The 15,079-nt window shown below is 71.7% G+C and carries 19 protein-coding genes; 12 read left to right on the top strand and 7 right to left on the bottom strand.

Annotated elements, in window-relative coordinates; genetic code table 11:
• Window positions 1-107: 107 nt before the first annotated feature.
• A complete protein-coding gene (locus ACWGKQ_RS07890; RefSeq protein ID WP_453290998.1) occupies window positions 108-1,130 on the bottom strand; it encodes a LacI family DNA-binding transcriptional regulator in 1,023 nt (340 codons plus the stop codon).
• Window positions 1,131-1,237: 107 nt separating this feature from the next.
• On the bottom strand, window positions 1,238-2,017 hold the full coding sequence (locus ACWGKQ_RS07885; RefSeq protein ID WP_217546290.1) for a response regulator transcription factor: 780 nt from the start codon (window positions 2,015-2,017) through the stop codon (window positions 1,238-1,240).
• A gap of 179 nt (window positions 2,018-2,196) precedes the next feature.
• Between ACWGKQ_RS07885 and ACWGKQ_RS07880 the strand changes: the two genes are divergently transcribed.
• The 8 genes from ACWGKQ_RS07880 to ACWGKQ_RS07845 all read left to right on the top strand — a co-directional run bounded on the left by ACWGKQ_RS07880 (window position 2,197) and on the right by ACWGKQ_RS07845 (window position 7,582).
• Complete coding sequence (locus ACWGKQ_RS07880) at window positions 2,197-3,045, top strand: alpha/beta hydrolase family protein (RefSeq protein WP_453290997.1); 849 nt, start codon at window positions 2,197-2,199, stop codon at window positions 3,043-3,045.
• A gap of 59 nt (window positions 3,046-3,104) precedes the next feature.
• Window positions 3,105-3,359, top strand: coding sequence for a MoaD/ThiS family protein (locus ACWGKQ_RS07875; RefSeq protein WP_453290996.1), 255 nt, complete (start codon window positions 3,105-3,107; stop codon window positions 3,357-3,359).
• A gap of 9 nt (window positions 3,360-3,368) precedes the next feature.
• Window positions 3,369-4,463: a hypothetical protein gene (locus tag ACWGKQ_RS07870; protein WP_453290995.1), complete on the top strand. Its 1,095-nt coding sequence runs from the start codon at window positions 3,369-3,371 to the stop codon at window positions 4,461-4,463.
• Window positions 4,464-4,833: 370 nt separating this feature from the next.
• The gene (locus ACWGKQ_RS07865) at window positions 4,834-5,571 is read left to right on the top strand and encodes an LmeA family phospholipid-binding protein (RefSeq protein WP_453290994.1); all 738 of its coding nucleotides are present in this window, start codon (window positions 4,834-4,836) and stop codon (window positions 5,569-5,571) included.
• A 200-nt stretch (window positions 5,572-5,771) separates the two neighbouring features.
• A complete protein-coding gene (locus ACWGKQ_RS07860) occupies window positions 5,772-5,852 on the top strand; it encodes an Ms5788A family Cys-rich leader peptide (RefSeq protein WP_350751515.1) in 81 nt (26 codons plus the stop codon).
• Between the two features lie 119 nt (window positions 5,853-5,971).
• Window positions 5,972-6,811, top strand: coding sequence for a sulfurtransferase (locus tag ACWGKQ_RS07855; RefSeq protein WP_453290993.1), 840 nt, complete (start codon window positions 5,972-5,974; stop codon window positions 6,809-6,811).
• 51 nt (window positions 6,812-6,862) lie between these two features.
• The gene (locus tag ACWGKQ_RS07850; protein ID WP_093501297.1) at window positions 6,863-7,150 is read left to right on the top strand and encodes a DUF1416 domain-containing protein; all 288 of its coding nucleotides are present in this window, start codon (window positions 6,863-6,865) and stop codon (window positions 7,148-7,150) included.
• A gap of 168 nt (window positions 7,151-7,318) precedes the next feature.
• On the top strand, window positions 7,319-7,582 hold the full coding sequence (locus tag ACWGKQ_RS07845; protein ID WP_453290992.1) for a DUF3099 domain-containing protein: 264 nt from the start codon (window positions 7,319-7,321) through the stop codon (window positions 7,580-7,582).
• Here ACWGKQ_RS07845 and ACWGKQ_RS07840 read toward each other — a convergent pair.
• Complete coding sequence (locus tag ACWGKQ_RS07840; RefSeq protein ID WP_453290991.1) at window positions 7,579-8,502, bottom strand: alpha/beta hydrolase; 924 nt, start codon at window positions 8,500-8,502, stop codon at window positions 7,579-7,581. The genes ACWGKQ_RS07845 and ACWGKQ_RS07840 overlap by 4 nt on opposite strands.
• A gap of 41 nt (window positions 8,503-8,543) precedes the next feature.
• Between ACWGKQ_RS07840 and ACWGKQ_RS07835 the strand changes: the two genes are divergently transcribed.
• On the top strand, window positions 8,544-9,017 hold the full coding sequence (locus ACWGKQ_RS07835) for a MarR family winged helix-turn-helix transcriptional regulator (RefSeq protein WP_453290990.1): 474 nt from the start codon (window positions 8,544-8,546) through the stop codon (window positions 9,015-9,017).
• A gap of 19 nt (window positions 9,018-9,036) precedes the next feature.
• On the opposite strand, the gene ACWGKQ_RS07830 is transcribed toward ACWGKQ_RS07835, so the two are convergent.
• Window positions 9,037-9,399: a DsrE family protein gene (locus ACWGKQ_RS07830; protein WP_453290989.1), complete on the bottom strand. Its 363-nt coding sequence runs from the start codon at window positions 9,397-9,399 to the stop codon at window positions 9,037-9,039.
• A 63-nt stretch (window positions 9,400-9,462) separates the two neighbouring features.
• The gene (locus ACWGKQ_RS07825) at window positions 9,463-10,098 is read right to left on the bottom strand and encodes an LUD domain-containing protein (protein ID WP_453290988.1); all 636 of its coding nucleotides are present in this window, start codon (window positions 10,096-10,098) and stop codon (window positions 9,463-9,465) included.
• A gap of 174 nt (window positions 10,099-10,272) precedes the next feature.
• Between ACWGKQ_RS07825 and sigJ the strand changes: the two genes are divergently transcribed.
• Window positions 10,273-11,229, top strand: coding sequence for an RNA polymerase sigma factor SigJ (sigJ, locus tag ACWGKQ_RS07820; protein WP_453290987.1), 957 nt, complete (start codon window positions 10,273-10,275; stop codon window positions 11,227-11,229).
• Here the strand turns inward: sigJ and ACWGKQ_RS07815 are convergent.
• Together ACWGKQ_RS07815 and ACWGKQ_RS07810 are read right to left on the bottom strand one after the other, a co-directional pair.
• Entirely contained in the window at window positions 11,226-12,242 is a 1,017-nt protein-coding gene (locus ACWGKQ_RS07815) for a Gfo/Idh/MocA family oxidoreductase (protein ID WP_453290986.1), read from the bottom strand. The two genes, sigJ and ACWGKQ_RS07815, sit on opposite strands and share 4 nt — an antisense overlap.
• A 31-nt stretch (window positions 12,243-12,273) precedes the next feature.
• Window positions 12,274-13,056: a TIM barrel protein gene (locus ACWGKQ_RS07810; protein ID WP_453290985.1), complete on the bottom strand. Its 783-nt coding sequence runs from the start codon at window positions 13,054-13,056 to the stop codon at window positions 12,274-12,276.
• Between the two features lie 298 nt (window positions 13,057-13,354).
• On the opposite strand from ACWGKQ_RS07810, the gene ACWGKQ_RS07805 reads away from it, so the two are divergent.
• Entirely contained in the window at window positions 13,355-14,377 is a 1,023-nt protein-coding gene (locus ACWGKQ_RS07805; RefSeq protein WP_453290984.1) for a LacI family DNA-binding transcriptional regulator, read from the top strand.
• Between the two features lie 99 nt (window positions 14,378-14,476).
• A complete protein-coding gene (locus ACWGKQ_RS07800) occupies window positions 14,477-15,076 on the top strand; it encodes a hypothetical protein (protein ID WP_453290983.1) in 600 nt (199 codons plus the stop codon).
• The last annotated feature ends 3 nt before the right edge of the window (window positions 15,077-15,079 follow it).

The raw sequence follows: 15,079 nt of genomic DNA, 5'->3' as shown, positions 1-15,079 counted from the left end.
CAGTTCCCCGCGCCCCTAAAGGGGCGCTCACTGCAGCGCCCTTTCTTTTGGCTTTTAGGGGCGCGGGGAACTGCGCGAGCAACCACGACGCACCCGCAGTCGACGTACTACACGCAGCCGCAGGACCCACGCACCACCAGCCGTGAAGGAAACGTCTTCAGGCGTTCCCTCCTCGACCCCGCCACCCGCAGGCCGTCGTCCAGGACCAGGTCCACCGCGGCCCGGGCCATCGCCGGGCGGTCGGAGGCGATCGTTGTCAGCGGGGGATCCGCGAGCCCCGCCTCCTTGATGTCGTCGAACCCGGCCACCGCCAGCTCCCCGGGCACGTCGAGGCGCAGCTCGCGGGCGGCGCGCAGCACGCCGATCGCCTGGTCGTCGGTGGAGCAGAAGATCGCCGGGGGGCGGAGCGGGCCGGCCAGGATGTCCAGGGCCACCTTGTACGCGTCGTACCGGTTGTACGGCGCCTCGAACAGCCGGTCCTCCGTCGGCAGACCCGCCTCGGCCATGGCCCGCCGCCAGCCCTCGACGTGGTCGGAGACCGGGTCGCCGACCGCCGGTGTGTCGGCGGTGCCGCCCATACAGGCCACGTACTCGTAGCCGTGCTCCAGCAGATGGCGGACGGCGAGCTGGGCGCCGCCGAGGTCGTCCGTCACCACCGCCACGTCGTCGATCGCCTCCGGCCGCTCGTGCAGCAGCACCACCCGGGCGTCCCAGGCGTCGATCTCGGCGGCGGCCAGGTCGTTGAGGGCGTGGGAGACGAGGATGAGGCCCGAGACGCGCATTCCGAGGAACGCGCGCAGATAGTGGACCTCGCGCTCGGCGACGTAGTCGGTGTTGCCGACCAGCACCATTTTTCCGCGCTCGGACGCCGCCTGCTCGACCGCGTGCGCCATCTCGCCGAAGAACGGCTGGCGGGCGTCCGGGATGATCAGGCCTATGAGGTCGGTGCGCCGGGACGCCATCGCCTGGGCGACCCGGTCGGGGCGGTACCCCAGCTCCTTGATCGCGGCGAGGACACGCTCGCGCGTGGCCGGGGCGACCGGCCGGGGTCCGTTGTTGATGACATAGCTGACAACGGCGGTGGAAGTCCCCGCCAGCCGCGCCACATCATCCCGAGTCACCTTGGCCACGCGCGGAGTCTACGCGGATGGACCCGCTCTGGGCAGGGCGAACCGAAGCTTCGCTTGCGGAAGCAATGCCCCGTCCGGGCGACGGCCATGCCTCGCCCGGACGCCGACTACGCCTCCGTGGGTACCTCGACCGCGTCCAGGGCCGCCGATGCGTCCGCATCCTCCGCCTTTGCGAGCTCCGCCTTGGCCCTGGCCTCGTCGCTGAGCCGGTCGCCCTTCTCGGGCGTAACGAATCGATAACCGACGTTCCGGACGGTTCCGATCAAGGACTCGTGCTCCACGCCGAGCTTGGCCCGCAGCCGCCGTACGTGCACGTCGACGGTCCGGGTGCCGCCGAAGTAGTCGTACCCCCAGACCTCCTGGAGCAGCTGTGCGCGAGTGAACACCCGGCCGGGGTGCTGGGCGAGGTACTTGAGCAGCTCGAACTCCTTGAAGGTGAGGTCGAGGACCCGGCCCTTCAGCTTCGCGCTGTACGTCGCCTCGTCGACCGACAGGTCGCCGTTGCGGATCTCCATGGGGGAGTCGTCGTTGACGATCTGCTGCCGGCCCATGGCGAGCCGCAGCCGCGCCTCGACCTCAGCGGGACCCGCGGTGTCGAGGAGTACGTCGTCGATGCCCCAGTCGGCGGTGACGGCGGCGAGACCGCCCTCGGTGACGACCAGGATGAGCGGACAGCCGGGGCCGGTGGAGCGGAGCAGCTGGCAGAGGCTGCGGACCTGCGGGAGGTCGCGGCGGCCGTCGATCAGGATGACGTCCGCGCCCGGGGTGTCGACGAGTGCGGGCCCTTCGGCCGGGGCGACCCGCACGTTGTGCAGGAGCAGGCCGAGAGCCGGCAGCACCTCCGTCGACGGCTGGAGGGCGTTGGTCAGGAGCAGCAGAGAACTCATATGTCTGGTTCCTCCTCGGTCCCTGCGAGGACTGTGTGCAATGACACTGCGCTGCGCTCCCGATGTTCCGTACACCGCGGGTCACCTGGAGTTTCCCGCTTCGTATACAGCCCTTCCGAAAGCACAAAAGGACCCGGTGGCGGCGCTGCCCGAGTCCTCTGCCCAGCAGAATAGCCCACATGAGCATCGATCCGGCAGGTCGCGTGGCGCGTTCCGTCGTTCGTCCGGCATATGAGACGAGCAGAAACGCCTCTATGCGGACGTTTCTGTGCACGGACGACGGCGTTTCCATCGATTCCGTATACGATCCCGCCTCCGTCGTATACGACGGCTCCCGGCCACCTTCCCGTGACCTCGCGTTCGTCCTTGCCCACGGTTTCACGGGCGACGTGGACCGGCCACACGTACGACGGGTGGTGGCGGCCCTCGCCGGTTACGCGCCGGTGGTCAGCTTCTCCTTCCGCGGCCACGGCCGGTCCGCCGGCCGCACCACCGTCGGCGACCGCGAGGTCCTCGACCTGGCGGCGGCGGTGGCGTGGGCCCGGGCCCTGGGCCACCCGCGCGTCGTCACCGTCGGCTTCTCGATGGGCGGCTCGGTGGTCCTGCGGCACGCGGCACTGAACGCCGGGTCGGCCGCCGGGGTGGACGCCGTGGTCTCCGTGTCGTCCCCGGCCCGCTGGTACTACCGGGGCACCGCTCCCATGCGCCGCCTGCACTGGCTGGTCACCAGACCGGAGGGCCGGCTGGTCGGCCGCTACGGCTTCCACACCCGTATCCACCACCGCGACTGGGACCCGGTGCCGCTGTCCCCGGCGGAGGCGGTGCCGAAGATCGCCCCGACGCCGCTGCTGATCGTGCACGGCGACAGTGACGGCTACTTCCCGGTCGACCACCCCCGGATGCTGGCCGACGCGGCGGGCGGCGCGGCCGAGCTGTGGCTGGAGCCGGGCATGGGCCACGCCGAACACGCGGCGGACGACCGGCTGCTGGCCAGGATCGGCGACTGGGCGGTCGCCAGGGCGGGCTAGCCTGACCCTGTACACAGCCGATGTACACAGCCGATTGATCGAGTCTCGTGAGGAACCGGATGCCCAAGGTCACGGTGCGCTACTGGGCCGCCGCGAAGGCCGCGGCCGGTGTCGCCGAGGAGCCGTACGACGCGGACACCCTCGCCGAGGCGCTGGCCGGGGTACGCGTGCGACACCCCGGGGAACTGGCGCGCGTCCTGCGGCGATGCTCCTTCCTCATCGACGGTGACCCCGTGGGCACGCGTGAACATGAGACGGTACGGCTGGCCGAGGGCGGCACGGTCGAGGTGCTCCCGCCGTTCGCAGGAGGGTGAGCGAGAGCGATGACCAACCAGCCGTACGAGCCGTACGAACCGTACGAGGGCTACGACCCGTACCAGCAGCAGCCCCCCGCCCAGCCGCAGTGGGGGTACGACGAGCAGCAGTACGCCACGCAGCAGTGGCAGGGGCAGACCTGGGAGACGCAGACGCACGCCCCGGTGCAGGCCGCGGCCGCGGAGACGGGGTACCAGGCGCCGCAGTCCTACGAACAGCCGTACGCCGCCGAGCAGCAGCAGGCATACCCCGCCCCACCGCCCCAGCACCCCCAGGCCCCAGCCCCCGCTCCCACCCCTGCTCCCGCTCCCACTCCCGACCAGGGCTTCGGTCCCGCGACCCTCGCCGGCAACGCGCGGGTCACGGACGCCCAGCGGGCCCGGCTGGAGGGCCGCTCCCCGATCATCGAGCCGGGCATGCAGCCGGCGCTGCTCACGGCGCTGCTGGGCCTGCTGCTCGCGGTGGCGGCGCCGGTCTCCTCGTACGCCCTGGTCGTCCCCCTGGTGGCCCTCCAGGCCGTGACGGCGGCGGGCTGGTTCCGCCTGAACGGCATGTGGCCGGCCCGGCAGGGCATCGCCCTCGCCTTCCTGGGCGGGGTCACGGCGGACGTGGCGGTCCTGGTGGCGGGCCGTGACCAGGCCCCGGCGGCGATCCTCGGCCCCCTGGGCATCTGGGTCCTCCTCACTCTCGTCCTCCAGCTCCGCTCGCACGCGGACCCCGACACCCGGATGTACGGCCTGATGGCCACGGTCGCCTCCTCCGCACTGGCGATCATCGCGACGGGCTACCTGGGCGCGGACCCCGACGCGGTGTCGGTCGGCGCGGTCGCGGTCGCGGTGGCGGTCCTGGCACGGGCGCTGCCCCTGCCGACCCCGGCGTCGGTGGTGGTGTCTTTGCTGGCCGCGACCGGTGCGGGTATCGCTGTGGGCGGCATGACGGGCCTCGGTACGCAGGGTGCGCTGATCGGAGCGGCGGCCGCGGTCTGCGCCCTCGTCGGCCACCGGGCGGCGAGCTACGACTACCCGTCGAGGTTCGTCCACTTCACGGCAGGCGTAGCCCTCCCCCTGACGGCGGCGGCCCCGGTGGTGTGGATCCTCCACTAGCTCCCACCCACCCGCCCGACTCGGTTCGTGGAGAGGTCACGTCGACCTTTCCCACCCACCCGCCCGACTCAGTCAGTGGAGAGGTCACGTCGAGGGTCGGCGAGCTGGGCTCCGTCACAAGGCGGGGCCTCTCGAACGCCGGGCGCGCAGCCCACCCAAGGGGCGCGGGGAACTGCGCGACAAGCCCCCACCGGGCGCGCACCCGAAGACGGAGCGTTTCACCCCTGATGCGGGGGTCTGGGGGCGGCAGCCCCCAGCACTACCAGCACCGCAGTGTCACAGCTGCTCGACAATCCCACCTCGGCCCGCTCCCGCAGGGTTAGCGTGGCGGAACCGACGTGACTTGCCGACCCGGGGGAATCCGACCTACATGCGTGCCCTGCGAACCTTTCTGATCGTTGTCGTCGTCCTCGGCATCCTCTTCGTGATCGTCGACCGCGTAGCCGTCCACTTCGCCGAAGGCGAGGCCGCCGGCAAGCTCAAGACGACGGAGAACCTCGCGAGCACTCCCGACGTCTCCATCGAGGGCTTCCCGTTCCTCACCCAGGTCGCGAGCGGCACCCTCGACGACGTGAAGGTCGGCATCAAGGACTACGACGCCACCACCGGCACCACCGGCAAGACCATCCGCATCGAGGACCTGAACGCCGACATGAAGGGCGTCACCTTCTCCGGCGACTACAGTTCCGCCACCGCGCAGACCGCCACCGGCACCGCGCTCATCTCCTACGACGAGCTGCTGAAGAACGCCCAGACGGCACCCACCGACCTCGGCCTCGGCTTCACCGGCCAGGTCGTCGGTCTCGGCGACGGCGGCAACGGCAAGATCAAGGTCACCGTCGACGTCAAGATCCCCGGCGTCAGCGCCCACCAGAAGGTGACCGTCCTCAGCACGGTCGCCGTCAAGGACAACACCGTGCAGGTGCACGCCGACAACCTCCCCAAGCTCGCCGGTGTCAGCCTCGCGGAGGACCGCTTCCGGCAGGCCTCCGACTTCCAGCAGGCGATCGACCAGCTCCCCGGCGGCATCAAGCTGGACAAGGTGGAGGCCGCGAAGGACGGTGTGGAGATCGCGGTGAAGGGTTCGAACGTCAAGCTCGCCGGGTAGGAAGCGGCACGGCGGGGACCGGCGCGGTCCACCACGCGAGACAGCCGCGTCCGTACAGTAGATGTGGTGACCGATACAGGCGCCCGGCCGCCCCGGAATCATGCTCCGGGCCCTCACCCCGTCCCACAATTCGGACGATCGCATCTCACCATACGACATGCCGGTGACATGCCCGCTTATCCGTCCCTACGATCGAGCCCATGAAGCGTCAGGCGGATCTCACGAAGCGGCGGGCAGTCGACCTGTGCCGCGTCGCCGCCATGCTCTGTCGCCCCTTCTGACGGCGGAGGCCGCTGCCTCCGCATCCCCCTGCCCTCCCTCGCCGAGGGCATCCGTGCGCGCCGACGCGCACCACCCGCACTCGCACGCCCCGCCGCAACTGCCCCGGAGGAGAAAGAGCATGAGCCGCAGCGACGTCCTGGTCGACGCCGACTGGGTCCAGGACAACCTGGACAACCCCGAGATCGCGATCGTGGAGGTGGACGAGGACACGTCCGCCTACGAGAAGAACCACATTCGCAACGCGATCCGCATCGACTGGACCAAGGACCTGCAGGACCCGGTCCGCCGCGACTTCATCGACCAGGAGGGCTTCGAGAAGCTCCTGTCGGCGAAGGGCATCGCCAACGACACGCTGGTGATCCTCTACGGCGGCAACAACAACTGGTTCGCGTCCTACGCCTACTGGTACTTCAAGCTCTACGGCCACGAGAACGTCAAGCTGCTCGACGGCGGCCGCAAGAAGTGGGAGCTGGACGCCCGCGAGCTGGTCGAGGAGGTCCCGGACCGCACCGAGACCACCTACACGGCCAAGCCGCAGAACAAGGCGATCCGCGCCTTCCGCGACGACGTCGTGGCGGCCATCGGCTCGCAGAACCTCGTCGACGTGCGTTCCCCCGACGAGTTCTCCGGCAAGCTGCTCGCCCCGGCCCACCTGCCGCAGGAGCAGTCGCAGCGTCCGGGCCACGTCCCGTCCGCCCGCAACATCCCGTGGTCGAAGAACGCCAACGACGACGGCACCTTCAAGTCGGACGACGAGCTCAAGGAGCTCTACACCGAGGAGCAGGTCGACCTCGCCAAGGACACCATCGCGTACTGCCGCATCGGCGAGCGCTCGGCCCTGACCTGGTTCGTCCTGCACGAGCTGCTCGGTGTCGAGAACGTCAAGAACTACGACGGCTCCTGGACCGAGTACGGCAGCCTCGTCGGCGTCCCGATCGAGCTCGGCGCCAACAAGTAAGACCCCCGGCAAGACCTCAGACCGACCTTTCAAGACCTCTGGAGTATCAGCATGTGTGGAGCGAAGGCCGGCGGCCCGGACCCCTCGACGATCAAGCCCGGTGAGACCACGATCCAGGGCCAGGTGACGAAGGACGGCGAGCCCGTGGTCGGCTACGTCCGCCTCCTGGACTCGACCGGCGAGTTCACCGCGGAGGTCCCGACCTCCGCCACCGGACAGTTCCGCTTCTACGCGGCGGAGGGCACCTGGACCGTCCGCGCCCTCGTTCCCGGCGCCACCGCCGACCGCACGGTCGTCGCCCAGCAGGGCGGCCTGGCCGAGGTCGCGATCGCGGTCTGAGAACAGCAGCGCAAGGCCGAGGGCCGCACCACCGGACCGAACACCCGGGGCGCGGCCCTCAGCCGTACCCGCCCCTTGACGCGTTCCTCGCACTGCTGCGCCGGCCTCCGGCCGTCGGTTCCGTGGCGGGGCCGTGCTGAAGTTTCATGGCCGACCTACCCTTGACTCATGCTCGCCCGGCGTCGTCGCGTGTACTTCGTCATGATGGGGACCTGTATCGGGCTCTTCGTCCTGGCGTGGTCAGTCGTACGTATCTGGTCGGTCCCCGCCGCGGTGGGGATGTGTGTGGTGGCCATGGTCATCCCGCCTGTCGCCGCGATGGTCGCGAACCGCCGCGGCCCCGACGACCGCTGGTGGGACGACCCCTCCGGCGACCCGAAGTCCGACGAGTGGTGGGACGAACTGGACGGCAAGAGGCGGCCGCGCTCCTAGCCCGCCGGCCTGCTCGCCGGGTCCGCGGCGCGGATGCGCTGGGTGAGGAAGAGGGCCGCCCGGTCCAGCGCCTCGTCGGCCTCGTCGAGGACGCCGGCGTACGACTGGAACACGTGCGGGACGTCGGCGGTGATGTCGAGGACGACGTCCACTCCGGCCGCTCTCGCGCGCGCGGCCGTGCGCGTGGAGTCGTCCAGGAGTACTTCGTTGGTGCCCGACTGCAGCAGCATCGGCGGAAACCCGGTCAGGTCGGCGTGGACGGCCGGGCTGAGCAGGGGGTCGTGCGGGTCCCTCCCCCCGCGGTACATGGCCCCGGTGTGCTCCAGGGACTCCCGGGTGAAGAACGGGTCGAGGCCGGCCTTGGTGCGCATGCTCTCTCCCGTCCGGGTGGCGTCGAGCCCGGGTGAGAACGCCACGATCGCCGCGGGCAGCGGGAGGCCCGCGTCGCGTGCGGCCAGGCAGGTGGTGATGGTGAGGCCGCCACCCGCGGAGTCACCGGCGAACGCGACGGCCGCCGGGTCCGTGCCGCCGTCGAGCAGCGCGCGGTACGCACTCAGCGTGTCCTCGATCGCGGCCGGGAACGGATGCTCGGGGGCGAGCCGGTAGTCCAGCGAGAGGGCCCGGAAGCCGGTCCTGGCCACGAGGTTGCCCGTCAGCGACAGGGCGGTCTCGGGTGAGCCGAACACGAAGCCGCCGCCGTGGAAGTACAGGAGTGTCCCCGCCCGCGGCCCCTCGGCAGGTTCGACGAGCAGCGCGGGGCGCGGGCCCAGCGTCGTGGCCGTGGTGCGGATCCCCTCCGGGACGATCATCTCCGCCATCAGCGCCCTGAACCCGGCCCGGATCCCCTCGACCGACGGGGTTCCCACGGGCCGGGGCTGCCGCAGCCGCGCGTCGAGCAGCGCCCGCTGTTCCTTGCTCATCCCTGCTCCCCTCGGAAGTGCATGCCGCTACACTATATGCCGTGGCATATAGATCGGGTGATGACAGCGCCGACCTCCTGGGGTTCTTCCACGACCTCGTCCGGTGTGAGACGCGTCTGTACAACGCCCTCAACGACCGGCTTCGCGACCGGCACGGGATCGTCACGTCGCAGTTCGAGTTCCTGCGCCACCTCCGCGACCACCCGGGGTCCCGGGTGGGGGACCTCGCCGCCGCGTTCGCCATCGGGGTCGGGGCGACCAGCAAGAGCGTCGACCGCCTGGAGCAGCAGGGCTGGGTCGCCCGGCAGGCCAACCCGGCGGACCGCCGGTCGTCACTGCTGGTGCTGACGGACGACGGCGCGGCCCTCGTCGACGCGGCGGAGGCCACCGCCGCCGAGCGGCTGGCCGGGCTGGTCGCGGACACCCTCGGGGAGTCCGCCCCGGCCGTCGCACAGACCTTCGCGCAGCTCCGCGCCGCCCTGGAACGCGACGACGTCGGCACTCCCACCGGCTGACCCGCGCCCCGGCACGCCCCTAGTACACGAGGGCCTGCGTCCCGTCCTCCATCGCCTCCTGCACGAAGACCTGCGCGCCCGCGATCCGTACGCCCTCGATGACGTCCTTCTCGGTGATGTCCCGGCGGGCCGCGCACTGCGTGCAGAGCGTGAGCGTGCCCCCGGCGAGGATCGAGTCGATCAGGTCGGGGAGCGGGGCGGCGTGGGGGAGTTCGAACTCGGCGGCCCGGCCCGGCAGGGCGAACCACGCGGACTCGCCGGTCAGCCACATCGACACCTCGACGCCACTGGCCACGGCCACCGCCGCCACCGTGAACGCCTGCGAACACCGCTCAGGGGCGTCCGCCCCCGCCGTCACCTTGATCACCAGCTTCTTCGCCATGCCGGAAGCGTAACCACCGGCCGGGACGCCCGCCCGGGACGCCCGTGCTGGGCAGCGCGCCCGTCAGTATCCGATGGCCTCGCGGAGCAGCAGCACGGTGCCGCGCCCCGGGCGGGGGTCCGCGTTGAGGACGAGCAGACGGTTGACGGCGCTGGGCACCCCGTACACCTCCCGGGAGCGGACGTCCTCCAGCGGAAGGGCGTGCTCCTCGAGGCGGCGCAGCGCCGTGCTCAGGTCGGGCACCACCTTCTGCGCGCCGACGACCCAGACCGCGTGGCCGGCTCCGCCCGCGTTCGCGGGGAGCTGGCTGCCGCTGCCCGAGGCGAGGACGAGCGAGCCGGTCTCGGTGACCGCGGCGACGCTGTTGACGACGAACTCGGGACTGGCCACCAGCCTGCGGATCTCGTCGGCGCCGGTGGCCCGGTCGATCGCCAGCACGCGCGGCCTGACGGCGTCGTACCGGCCGCCGGCGTTGAGGTCCTCGTCGATGCCGGACAGCCGGAGCGTCTCGCTCGCCCCGGTGAGCACGCCGGCGCCCTCGGGGATCAGTTCCCCGACGCGGGCGCGCGCCGCCGCGGCGTCGTCCAGGATCTCGGCGGCGAACCCGTTGGCACGCAGCGCGGCGGCCGTCCGCTCCAGTCGTCCGGCCGATGCCGGGTCGGTGAACTCGCCGCGCGTGGTGGCCTGGAAGGCGTTCATCGAAATCCCCTCACTGTCCGCGTGCTGCTCTGGCCTGTTCTGGCCTGCTCTGACCGGTACGACAACGCAGCCTCGCGGAATGTGAGGCGGCGCGGACCTCACATTCCGGCGCGCTGTCCCGTCGTAACGGGTGGAGGGCACAGCCACAGGGGCGAGCGAGGGAGACGACCGACCATGACCACCGGAGCCGAGCCCGGCGACGAGCGGGGCGAGCAGGGCGGCGAGCGGAGTGATCCGGCACTCGGCGCGATCATGAGCGAGCGGCGTCGGCTGATCAACCTCGCCTATCGGCTGCTCGGGTCGCTCGCCGACGCCGAGGACGTCGTGCAGGAGACGTACGCCCGCTGGTACGCCATGCCCGCACGGGAGCAGCAGGCCATCGAGTCGCCCGGCGCCTGGCTGATGACGGTCGCCGGCCGCATCTGCCTGAACCTGCTCGGCTCCGCGCGGGCCAGGCGGGAGACGTACGTGGGCGACTGGCTCCCGGAACCGCTGCCCGAACCCACGGAGTGGATCACCGGGCGCCCCGGCGCCGACGGTACCGACCCGGCCGACCGGATCACCCTGGACGAGTCGGTGACGATGGCCTTCCTGGTCGTCCTCGACGCGATGACCCCGGCCGAGCGCGTCGCGTTCGTCCTCCACGACGTCTTCCGCTACCCCTTCGGCGAGGTCGCCGAGATCGTCGGCCGCACCCCGGCGGCCTGCCGCCAACTCGCCTCGTCCGCCCGCCGCCGCATCCGCACCGCCCGGACCCCCGCGGTCCCGGGGGCCGGACAGGCCGACATCGTCAGGCGGTTCAGAACGGCGTGGGAGGCCAAGGACATCGAGGCCCTGATCGGTCTGCTCGACCCGGACGCCACCGCGACCGCCGACGGCGGCGGGCTGGCCGTCACCCACCTGGACCCGATCGTGGGCGGCGAGCGGATCGCCCGTGCCTACGCCGAGATCGCCCGCGTGTCGGGCCACCGCACCACGTTCCTGGAGTGCACGGTCAACGGCCTGCCCGGCCTGGTCGCGCAGCAGGAGGGCGAAGTCGCGACCGTCTTCGCCTTCGAGATCGCGGCCGGCCGGATCAGGCGCATCTGGGCGGTACGCAACCCCGAGAAGCTCCGCCCCTGGCGGTCCTAGACGCGGGCGACCCGCACCGGGCCGCCCGTGGTGACCGACTCGACGGCCGCCAGGGCGACGGCCAGGGCCGCGCGGGCGTCCTCGCCGGTCACGGACGGGGTGCGGCCGGTGCGGACGGCCTCCGCGAAGTCGGCCAGTTCGGCGACGTAGGCGTCCCGGAACAGGTCCTGGTCGTACGTCGTGCAGTCGGCGCTGATGCCGTCGGGACCGTAGGCGGTGAGGTGGGTGCGGCGGATGTCCCCCAGGGTGAGCATGCCGTTCGAGCTGAACACCTCGCCGCGCACGTCGTACCCGTACACCGCCTGGAAGTTGGCCTCCGCCGTGGCCAGGGCGCCGTTGTCGAAGCGGATGGTGACGATCGCGGTGTCCAGCAGGCCCCGGTCCTTGAAGTCCGGGCGGACCAACGCGTCGGCCATCGCGAAGACCTCGACCGGTTCGGCGCCGGGGTTGAGGTAGCGCAGGGTGTCGAAGTCGTGGATGAGGGTCTCAAGGAAGATCGTCCACGGCGGGATGCGGGACGGGTCGGCGAGCCGCGGGTCCCGGGTCAGCGAACGCAGCAGCTGTGGCGTGCCGATGCCACCGGCGGTGATCCGCTCGTGGGCCGCGCGGAAGCCCGCGTCGTAGCGGCGGCTGAAGCCCACCTGGAGCGGTACGCCCGCCGCCCGCGCCGCCTCGACGGCCCGGTCGGCGTCGGCGAGGGTGATGGCCATGGGCTTCTCGCAGTAGACCGCCTTGCCGGCCTTCGCCGCGGCCTCGACCAGGTCGGCGTGGGTGCGGGCCGGGGTCGCGATTACCACCGCGTCGATGCCCGGGTCCGTGAACAGGTCGGCCACGTCGGTGTGGGCGGTGGGACAGCCGAGCCGGTCGGCGAGGGCCCGGGCGGCGCCCGGCGCGGGGTCGGCGAGGGCGCCGAGCCGGACGCCGGGGAGCCGGCGGGCGAGCGTCTCGGCGTGGAAGGAGCCCATGCGGCCGGTGCCGATGAGGCCGACGGAGAGGGCGGGTGACGTGGTCATGAGGGGCTTCCTTGTGTCCGTGGGGCGCTGGTCAGACGGTGAACGCGGTGCGGAACCGGCGGAGCGCGCTCTCGCTGTCCTCGCTCGCCCAGGCCTCCATCGCCACCGTGCCGTCGTAACCGAGGCCGGCCAGGGCGCGGGCGACCGCCGGGTAGTTGATCTCTCCGGTGCCGGGTTCGCGGCGGCCGGGCACGTCGGCCACCTGGATCTCGCCGATCAGGCCTGCGCCGTGCGCCTTGCGGACCAGCTCGATGAGATTCCCCTCGCCGATCTGGGCGTGGTAGAGGTCCAGGTTCATCCGCAGGCCCGGCCGGTCCACGGCGGCGACCAGGGCCAGGGTGTCGGCGGCCTTCGCGAACGGCACGCCGGGGTGGTCGACGGCGGTGTTGAGGTTCTCCAGCGTGAAGACGACACCGGCCTGCTCGCCCAGTTCGGCGATCCGCGTCAGCGTGTCCTGCGCGGCGGCCCACATCTCCTGCGTCGGCTCGCCCTTCACCGGGTCCACGGGCAGTCCGTCCCCGTCCAGGCCGGTGCCGTGCAGGTTGAGGCGCGGGCAGCCGAGCCGGTCGGCCGCGTCGATCGACTCCCGCGCGGTGCGCAGCAGTTCGGCCACACCGTCGGGGTCCGTGAGGTTGCCCCGCACATACCCGGTCATCGAGCCGAACTCGGCCGGGGTGCGGGCCAGCGCGTCGAGGTCGTGCCGGGTCCAATCCCAGATCTCGACCTGGAACCCCTCGTCGTGCAGCCGTCGCGCCCGCTCGTCGACGGGCAGGTCCCGGAAGACCATCTCGGCACAGACCGCCAGTGTGAACATCGTCGTTCGCCTCTCTCCGGGTTCTCGGGCCGCGGGCCGCGTTCGTCGCCTAGAACGTTCTAGATGCGCCCCAAGGAATGTTCCAGAACGTTCTAGAACGTTCTAGGGATGGCATGGAAATGGCAGGGCGGCCTAGAACGTTCTAGAAGCCGTCGCCAGTACGCCAGCCCGCGACGGCTGTGTCAAGACATGCGCTCCAGAACGTTGCAGTAGAACGTTGCAGTATCGCTGACCTGAGGATTCTCCTTCGTCTACGATCGCCCTCGGGCTGTCAGCGCATACGACCACGGAGGTTGCCGTGCCACCTACCCCCGGGGTTCCCGACGGCCGTCGGCCGACCCTCGCCGACGTCGCGGCCCGCGCCGGCGTCTCCACGGCGCTGGTCTCCATCGTGATGCGCGGTGTGGCGGGCGCGAGTGCGGCCACCCGCGAACGCGTCCTCCAGGCCGCCCGGGAGATCGGCTACCGCCCCGACTCCCGCGCCCGCCTCCTGCGCAGCAACCGCACCCACCTGATCGGCGTGCAGTTCGAGATCCAGGAACCCTTCCACACCGACCTGGTGGAGCGCCTCTACGCCGCCGCCGAGGCCGCGGGCTACCAGCTCGCGCTCAGCGCGGTCGCGGCCAGCCGCAGTGAGCGCCAGGCCGTCGAGTCCCTGCTCGGCGACCGTTGCGAGGCGCTGATCCTGCTGGGCCCGCAGGCTCCGGCCGCCCGCCTCGCCGAACTCGCCGCCCTGCTGCCCGTCGTGTCCGTGGCCCGGCGCCTGCGTCCCGCCGTCCCCGGCGTCCAGGTCATCCGTACCGCCGACGACGAGGGCGCCCGCCAGGCCGTCGACCACCTCGTGGCCCTCGGCCACCGGGACATCCTGCACATCGACGGCGGCCGGGCGCCGGGCGCGGCCGAGCGCCGCCGCGGCTACCGCACGGCGATGAACGACCACGGTCTCGCCGACCGTGTCCGGATCCTGCCCGGCGGCCTGACCGAGCAGGAGGGCGCCAAGGCCGCCCGCACGATCCTCGACGCCACCCCCTGGCCCTCCGCCGTCCTCGCCTTCAACGACGCCTGCGCCACCGGCCTGCTCGGCGCGTTCTTCCGGGCCGGGGTCTCGGTGCCCGGCGAGATCTCCGTGGTCGGCTTCGACGACAGCCGCCCGGCCCGCCTGCCCCACATCGACCTCACGACGGTGGCCCAGGACATTCCCCGGATCGCCGAACTGGCCGTGGCCGCCGCGACGGTCCGTCCGCAGAGCGGCGAACCGCGGATCGGCGAGGACGTGGTCGCGCCGCGGCTGGTGGTCCGGGGCACCACAGCGCCTCGCTAGCGTGGCGCCGATGTGCGTCCGGGGGTGGGAGTCGCACAGGTTCTCGGTCACAGTGGGCGTACCCGGTCGGGGAGAAGCCGGGGTGGGGGGAGAAGACCGATGACGGAACCCGATCTGTTCGCACTGGAAGCCGTCGTGGTGGGGCAGCCGAAGCGTTCGATGTGGCGCAGATACACAGGCCCCGTCCTGGCCGTGTCCACCGTGGCGGGAACCCCGCTCGCCCAGGTCGCGGACACGGACACCGACCACAAGCACTTCGTCCTCACGAAAACGTCCGGCGAGTTCATCGTGCGGATCGAGAAGCGTTCCTGGCCCGATCCGTTCGAGCAGTTCGGACCGGTGCGGTTCCACTTCCTCGACGGAGCGGACCGGGAGGTCGGCACCGCCGGTGCCCGCGGACTCGCCAAGTCCCGGCAGCTCAGCCTCCGGACGGAGCAGGGACGCCGGCTCCTTCTCGCACGGCAGGGTCTGCTGTCCGTCGAATGGCACCTCACCGAGACCGGCCCGGCAGGGGGCCCGGCACCGGAGATCCTTGGCCGGGTCACGGTGAGCACCATCGACTCGGGGACCGGGTTGCAGCAGTACGCCGTCGAAATGGCCCACCACCTGGACGCCTCCGAACGGCGGACCGTCGTTGCCTCGGTCGTCTCTCTGCACGTACTCCGCCGGCCTCCGGGCGAGGGCTCCGGGCCGGCCTGAGTG

Source organism: Streptomyces sp. NPDC054770, from assembly GCF_053611985.1.
Note: the sequence above shows the minus strand (reverse complement) of the source record. Positions and strands in the feature narration are given on the sequence as shown.

Bases quoted from the DNA above. Each gene is read 5' to 3' on its own strand.
- ACWGKQ_RS07885 (WP_217546290.1), bottom strand. From the start codon at position 2,017: ATGAGTTCTCTGCTGCTCCTGACCAACGCCCTCCAGCCGTCGACGGAG.
- ACWGKQ_RS07880 (WP_453290997.1), top strand. From the start codon at position 2,197: ATGAGCATCGATCCGGCAGGTCGCGTGGCGCGTTCCGTCGTTCGTCCG.
- ACWGKQ_RS07875 (WP_453290996.1), top strand. From the start codon at position 3,105: ATGCCCAAGGTCACGGTGCGCTACTGGGCCGCCGCGAAGGCCGCGGCC.
- ACWGKQ_RS07870 (WP_453290995.1), top strand. From the start codon at position 3,369: ATGACCAACCAGCCGTACGAGCCGTACGAACCGTACGAGGGCTACGAC.
- ACWGKQ_RS07865 (WP_453290994.1), top strand. From the start codon at position 4,834: ATGCGTGCCCTGCGAACCTTTCTGATCGTTGTCGTCGTCCTCGGCATC.
- ACWGKQ_RS07860 (WP_350751515.1), top strand. From the start codon at position 5,772: ATGAAGCGTCAGGCGGATCTCACGAAGCGGCGGGCAGTCGACCTGTGC.
- ACWGKQ_RS07855 (WP_453290993.1), top strand. From the start codon at position 5,972: ATGAGCCGCAGCGACGTCCTGGTCGACGCCGACTGGGTCCAGGACAAC.
- ACWGKQ_RS07850 (WP_093501297.1), top strand. From the start codon at position 6,863: ATGTGTGGAGCGAAGGCCGGCGGCCCGGACCCCTCGACGATCAAGCCC.
- ACWGKQ_RS07845 (WP_453290992.1), top strand. From the start codon at position 7,319: ATGCTCGCCCGGCGTCGTCGCGTGTACTTCGTCATGATGGGGACCTGT.
- ACWGKQ_RS07840 (WP_453290991.1), bottom strand. From the start codon at position 8,502: ATGAGCAAGGAACAGCGGGCGCTGCTCGACGCGCGGCTGCGGCAGCCC.
- ACWGKQ_RS07830 (WP_453290989.1), bottom strand. From the start codon at position 9,399: ATGGCGAAGAAGCTGGTGATCAAGGTGACGGCGGGGGCGGACGCCCCT.
- ACWGKQ_RS07825 (WP_453290988.1), bottom strand. From the start codon at position 10,098: ATGAACGCCTTCCAGGCCACCACGCGCGGCGAGTTCACCGACCCGGCA.
- sigJ (WP_453290987.1), top strand. From the start codon at position 10,273: ATGACCACCGGAGCCGAGCCCGGCGACGAGCGGGGCGAGCAGGGCGGC.
- ACWGKQ_RS07815 (WP_453290986.1), bottom strand. From the start codon at position 12,242: ATGACCACGTCACCCGCCCTCTCCGTCGGCCTCATCGGCACCGGCCGC.
- ACWGKQ_RS07810 (WP_453290985.1), bottom strand. From the start codon at position 13,056: ATGTTCACACTGGCGGTCTGTGCCGAGATGGTCTTCCGGGACCTGCCC.
- ACWGKQ_RS07800 (WP_453290983.1), top strand. From the start codon at position 14,477: ATGACGGAACCCGATCTGTTCGCACTGGAAGCCGTCGTGGTGGGGCAG.